The 6000-nt window shown below is 37.4% G+C and carries 5 protein-coding genes and 1 pseudogene; 1 reads left to right on the forward strand and 5 read right to left on the reverse strand.

What is annotated here, in order from left to right:
- Positions 1-111 precede the first annotated feature (111 nt).
- From DXB52_RS11320 to DXB52_RS11340, 5 genes and pseudogenes are all read right to left on the reverse strand, one after another.
- On the reverse strand, positions 112-1008 hold the full coding sequence (locus tag DXB52_RS11320; protein WP_117977246.1) for a DUF3881 family protein: 897 nt from the start codon (positions 1006-1008) through the stop codon (positions 112-114).
- A 22-nt stretch (positions 1009-1030) separates the two neighbouring features.
- Entirely contained in the window at positions 1031-2320 is a 1290-nt protein-coding gene (serS, locus tag DXB52_RS11325; RefSeq protein ID WP_118107375.1) for a serine--tRNA ligase, read from the reverse strand.
- 34 nt (positions 2321-2354) lie between these two features.
- Positions 2355-2861, reverse strand: a complete 507-nt coding sequence (locus DXB52_RS11330; protein ID WP_330577873.1) for a DUF4446 family protein — start codon at positions 2859-2861, stop codon at positions 2355-2357.
- A 16-nt stretch (positions 2862-2877) separates the two neighbouring features.
- A complete protein-coding gene (locus DXB52_RS11335; RefSeq protein WP_020436476.1) occupies positions 2878-3798 on the reverse strand; it encodes a ParB/RepB/Spo0J family partition protein in 921 nt (306 codons plus the stop codon).
- 2 nt (positions 3799-3800) lie between these two features.
- Positions 3801-4570, reverse strand: a pseudogene (locus DXB52_RS11340) (ParA family protein).
- Positions 4571-4919: 349 nt separating this feature from the next.
- Here DXB52_RS11340 and DXB52_RS11345 point away from each other — a divergent pair.
- The gene (locus tag DXB52_RS11345) at positions 4920-5888 is read left to right on the forward strand and encodes an alpha/beta fold hydrolase (protein WP_020436918.1); all 969 of its coding nucleotides are present in this window, start codon (positions 4920-4922) and stop codon (positions 5886-5888) included.
- Positions 5889-6000: the final 112 nt, after the last annotated feature.

Consider the following 6000-nt stretch of genomic DNA (forward strand, 5'->3'; position numbering starts at 1 on the left):
GTGCCTTCGTTATCCACATTCTTCTGTTAAATGAAATCTTTTTTCCACATTTATTTAATGTTTTTCACATTCCGGATGTGGATTTCCCATTCCTTTTCACACTGCGTGCACTCAGCAACAATTTCTCTTCATTTTAAAATTAATATATCCCTGCAGCCAGATCGTACCTTTGAACCGTCTTCCGATCTCCGGCTCTCCCATCACGGAATCTGCCGGAACACAGATATCAAATGTCAGTTCATTTACATTCAGGCGCATCTGATACAATCTCACACCTGTCATTCTGTTGATCCTCTCTCTCACCGCCAGGATTTCTCCCATGATCGAATACATATCACATTCTGCTCCAAACGGCATGAAATACGTATCCACAATGGAAAATACATCCTCATTCGCCAATCTCTTTGACACCTTGGAATAGAGATCCATATCGTCAAATGTCAGCGTCTCGATTGCTGCCTGGTCTCCCTTGCGGGCTGCGTTCATCAATTCTCTTCTTGTATCTGACGCACGCTTTTCATTTAAAATCTGTTGCTCATTTTTATTGACCGGAAGCAGAATCATTCCATCTTGTGCCAATCCTGAAAATGTTACAGATGTCTGCACATCCTTTGTAAGACCGGCCTGTTTCTCCCGCATATATTCCACACCATTCTGCAGTGTGAAGATCAGACTGATTCCAATCTTGGAATCCTCACAAAGACCAACATACTGTTCTTTCTCAATCTTTCTCTGCACATCGATTTCTGCATAAGTTGTAACTCCGCTTCCCTCAAAATATGGGAAATAATATGCAGCTTCAAAATGTTCTTCATCATCAAGTTCTCCGCAGAGTGTGATCCCTACATCCTGACCGAACTCTTTCTGGAATTCGCAGAAATCTTCGCCCGGTCTGTAGGATACAATTGTCTGATGCGTAAAATTCTCTTCTACGTCTTTTAAGAGCTTTTTCAGATCTTTTCTTGTTTGAATATTTTCAAATCCAATTGCTTTTAAATACTGATGCATATTTTATTTGCTTTATATTTCTTTATTTGTTCTTTGGTGTAATTTCTTTGTTTCCACCCATGTATGGCTGAAGAACTTCCGGGATTCTTACAGAACCATCTGCCTGAAGATTGTTCTCAAGGAACGCGATCAGCATTCTCGGTGGAGCAACAACTGTGTTGTTTAATGTATGAGCGAAGTAGCTTCCGTTCTCTCCTTTGATACGGATACCAAGTCTTCTTGCCTGAGCATCTCCTAAGTTAGAGCAGCTTCCCACCTCGAAGTATTTCTGCTGTCTTGGTGACCATGCTTCTACGTCAACAGATTTTACTTTCAGATCTGCAAGATCTCCGGAGCAGCACTCAAGTGTACGTACCGGAATATCCATAGAACGGAAAAGATCTACTGTATTCTTCCACAGTTTTTCATACCATTCTTTGCTTTCTTCCGGTTCGCAGACAACGATCATTTCCTGTTTCTCGAACTGATGGATTCTGTAAACTCCACGCTCCTCAATTCCGTGAGCACCTTTTTCTTTTCTGAAGCAAGGTGAATAACTCGTCAGAGTCTGTGGAACCTGATCTTTCTCCAGTGTCTGTCCAATGAATTTACCAATCATAGAATGCTCACTTGTTCCGATCAGATAAAGGTCTTCTCCTTCAATCTTGTACATCATAGCATCCATCTCAGCGAAACTCATAACACCTGTTACAACGTTGCTTCTGATCATGAAAGGTGGGACGCAATATGTGAATCCTCTGTTGATCATGAAATCTCTTGCATAAGAGATAACTGCTGAGTGAAGTCTTGCGATATCTCCCATCAGATAATAGAAACCATTACCTGCTACTCTTCTTGCAGCATCGAGATCGATTCCATTGAATGACTCCATAATCTCTGTATGATATGGAACTTCGAAATCCGGAACAACCGACTCACCGAATCTCTCAACTTCTACGTTTTCACTATCATCCTTACCAATCGGTACAGATGGATCGATGATATTTGGGATAATCATCATGTTCTTTTTCAGTTTATCTTCTACTTCTTTCTCTTCTTCGGAAAGTTCATTGATACGTCCATTGCTCTCTGCAACTTTCTTCTTCAGAGCTTCTGCTTCTTCGATTTTTTTCTGAGCCATCATTGCTCCGATTTCCTTAGAAGCTTTGTTCTTCTCTGCGCGAAGTGCTTCTACTTCCTGTTTGATTTCTCTGTTTCTCTTGTCCAGTTCAATTACTTCATCAACAAGTGGAAGCTTCTCATCCTGAAATTTATTTTTGATGTTCTGTTTTACTACATCCGGATTATTTCTTACAAATTTGATGTCTAACATGTTATTTACCCTTTCCTGTCTAATTTCTTTTTTACTATTTATTTTCTTGAAAAATAGCTTTCTCAAGACTTTCTCTTTCTTCCTCTGCCAGCTGAATTGTACTCTCACCTTTTACAATATCTTTCACATATGCATAACATCCCTGACGACTATGCATTATATTTAAAATCCATCCAGTATTGTTTTCATCTAACATTGTAATTGCAAAACTTAATTCGCCTCCCATTTCATGGAATGCATCATATTTTACGATTCCGACTTTCTGGTAATGCGTTCTCATTTTATTATAAAGTTCTGCAATCTCCTCACGGTTTTCTTCTACCTGATCTACGACTTCGTCGATCTTGTCAAACCGTTCAAAAATGGATTCCTCCAGTGATTTCCCATTCTTTCCCTTCATAAAGGTATTAAATACTTTTTCCAGGTGTTTATACTTATCATACACTAACACAAGTACGACAAGCAAGGCTACCTGCAAAATAAGTAAAATAAGAAATGCGTAGAATGGATCAATTCCCAGATTGCCAAATACTCCAGTCACTTCTACCATCTCCTTTTTAATTATGCTGGATTGTCATGAGCAACTCATAGATTCTTTCCAGATCATCCGGTGAGTAATACTCAATCTCAATCTTTCCTTTTCCATTTGCTTTCGCATGAACACTTACTTTTGTACCGATCAGACTCTTCATCTGCTCTTCAAGATTTGTGTATACGAACTGATTTTCTACTTCCGGCTTTTTTTCTTCCTTTTTCGGATTCTTCAGAGCCTTCACCAGTTTCTCTGTCTCGCGAACACTAAGCTTCTCATCAAAGATTTTGTTGGCAAGCATGTACTGCTGCTCTTCATCCTCGATTGCCAGAAGAGCTCTTGCATGGCCTGTACTGATCATATCGTCAATGATCATCTGCTGAACTCTGTCATTCAGTTTTAATAATCTCATTGAGTTCGTAACCGCAGTTCTACTCTTTGACACTCGTTCAGCAACTTCATCCTGTTTCAAGTTGAATTCTTTCAACAGTCTCTTATAAGCCATTGCTTCTTCAATCGGATTCAGATTTTCTCTCTGAATATTCTCAATCAAAGAAATCTCAACAATTTCCTGCTCTGTAAATTCTTTTACGATAATTGGCACTTCTTTCAATCCTGCCAGCTTTGCCGCGCGCCATCTTCTCTCACCGGCAATAATTTCATAATAGTCCTTCTTCTTCTGAACAAGAATCGGCTGCAATACACCAAACTGCTTAATTGAATCTGCAAGTTCCATCAATGCATCTTCATCAAAATCTTTCCGTGGCTGTTCCCGATTTGGTTCAACTTTATTTATCTTCACCATGATCGGTCCTGCCTCTAAAATTTCTTCTTTCGGAGCTGCCTTTTTCTCGTCCGCTTTTACAGAAGGTTTTGCGCTTTTAACGTTTTTGTTTGGGATTAGACTATCCAATCCTTTTCCAAGTCCGCTCTTCTTCACAGGCATACTTATTCTCCTTTATTAATCACTTCTTCTGCTAAAAGCATGTAACTCTCTGTTCCTTTGGATTTTGGATCATACAGATTGATTGGAAGTCCATAACTTGGTGCTTCAGCCAATCGGACATTTCTCGGAATAATTGTCTTATAAATATTTTGGTTCAGGTTATCCTTTACATTTTCCACTACCTGTAATGATAAATTTGTTCTTGCATCGTACATTGTAAATACGACACCTTCCATTTCAAGTTTCGGATTCAGTCTATCCTGAACAAGTTCAATCGTATGCATCAATTGACTTAATCCTTCCAGTGCATAATACTCACACTGAATTGGAACAATCACCGAGTCAGAAGTAGTCATTGCATTAATTGTAAGCATGCTCAATGCCGGAGGCAGTCAATAATTATAAAGTCATAATTGTCTTTTATCTTTTCAACTTCATCTCGTAAAATATATTCCTTATTGTCAACGCCAATCAGTTCAATCTCAGCGGCTGATAAATCAATACTTGACGGAAGCACATCTACACTCAGATTTTCTATTGGTTCCTTGCAAATACACTCCTCAATTTTACACTTACCAATAATAAGTTCATAAATTGTCTTTTCAACCTCATTCTTATCAACGCCCAATCCACTGGACATATTTCCCTGAGGATCCATATCTATAGCAAGCACTTTTTTTCCCGAACTAGCTAAAGAGGCCGATAAGTTGATTGCTGTTGTAGTCTTACCAACTCCACCTTTCTGATTCGCAATTGCTATCACTCTACCCATTATTTTTACTCCTTTCTCTCGGACATTCATTATTATATCACCTTTCTTTTCATTAATCTAGAACTAATCAAATGTTTCACGTGAAACATTGTGTTTTCTCTTCTATTTCTAGTACTACGTTTCGTAAATAACTATATTACACGCGCAGGGTGCGGATTCGATTGTGCAGATCAAAAATGTTCACGTGAAACATTTGTAAGAGATAAGCCACTTCTTCTATAATTAAACATTAAGATTTTTTCGCTTTATTTGAATTTAAGAATGTAGTATAATAAAGTAAGAGTTTCCTTTAATTCAAACTCTTACTTTTATATAAAAAACCACTATTATAATAAGGAAGGTGAGTAATTTGAGTATCAAGAAAAAACTAACTTTTTTTACTACTTTAGCAGGAGTTTCTCTCGGTGCAATGCATATTGCCAACCGTGTATTAGAATATATCTCAACTGCTGATAAATTAATCAATTCTGATGAATATGAATACTATAACTGGAGATTCGGTAAAATCGCATATAAGAAAACTGGTGAAGGATCACCTTTACTTTTAGTGCATAATCTCAATGTATGTTCTTCTTCCTATGAATGGAGAAACAATATAGAGGAACTTGCCAAATCCCATACTGTATATACAATTGATCTTTTAGGCTGCGGTTGTTCCGACCGTCCGGGATTAACATATACTAATTATTTGTATGTAGAATTAATCACGAACTTTATCAAACATATTATCGGAGAAAAAACTGATGTAATCGTTTCTGGTGAATCCTGTCCATTTGTACTGATGGCCTGTGCAAACGATGAAACAATTATAAATAAAGTTATTATGATAAATCCGCCGAATCTGGTAGACCTGGCAAAGATTCCTACAAAACGTAGTAAATTCATAAAGAATATCCTGTATTCTCCTATTCTGGGTACATTTATCTATAATATGTATGTAAATAAGAAGACAATTGCTCATGCCCTCTGCTCTTCTTATTATACTCAGAATGAAATTAGTGAAAAAGATATTCTCACCTACTTTGAAGCAGCACACAAAGAACATACAAATTCCAAATATCTTTTCGCCTGTCAAAAGACGAGATATACGAATGCAAATGTTCTTCATTGTCTGAATAAATTAAATAACAGCATCTCCATTATTGTAGGAAATAGTAATCCTGAAAATTCTCTGGCAGCCAGTGAATATCAGAACTATCTTCCTTCGATTGAAATTGCAGGAATGGCCAAAACCAAACAACTTCCTCATATTGAAAAATGTGACGAATTCATTGAAAATGTAGAAATTTTCTTGTCAGACGCTGAAGAATGTGAATAGAATATCGCATAAATTAGAAATTTTACTCGCAATCATATTTTTTCTAAAAATTAGAGTTATCCACATTTTCCACATGAGATATCCACACAGAGTGAATATCTCATGTGGAAAA

It is taken from the genome of Ruminococcus sp. OM04-4AA, assembly GCF_003462585.1.
GTDB classification, from domain to species: Bacteria; Bacillota; Clostridia; order Lachnospirales; family Lachnospiraceae; genus Mediterraneibacter; species Mediterraneibacter faecis.

Coding starts and splice junctions, on each gene's coding strand:
- DXB52_RS11335 (WP_020436476.1), bottom strand. CDS start 3,798: ATGCCTGTGAAGAAGAGCGGACTTGGAAAAGGATTGGATAGTCTAATC.
- DXB52_RS11320 (WP_117977246.1), bottom strand. CDS start 1,008: ATGCATCAGTATTTAAAAGCAATTGGATTTGAAAATATTCAAACAAGA.
- serS (WP_118107375.1), bottom strand. CDS start 2,320: ATGTTAGACATCAAATTTGTAAGAAATAATCCGGATGTAGTAAAACAG.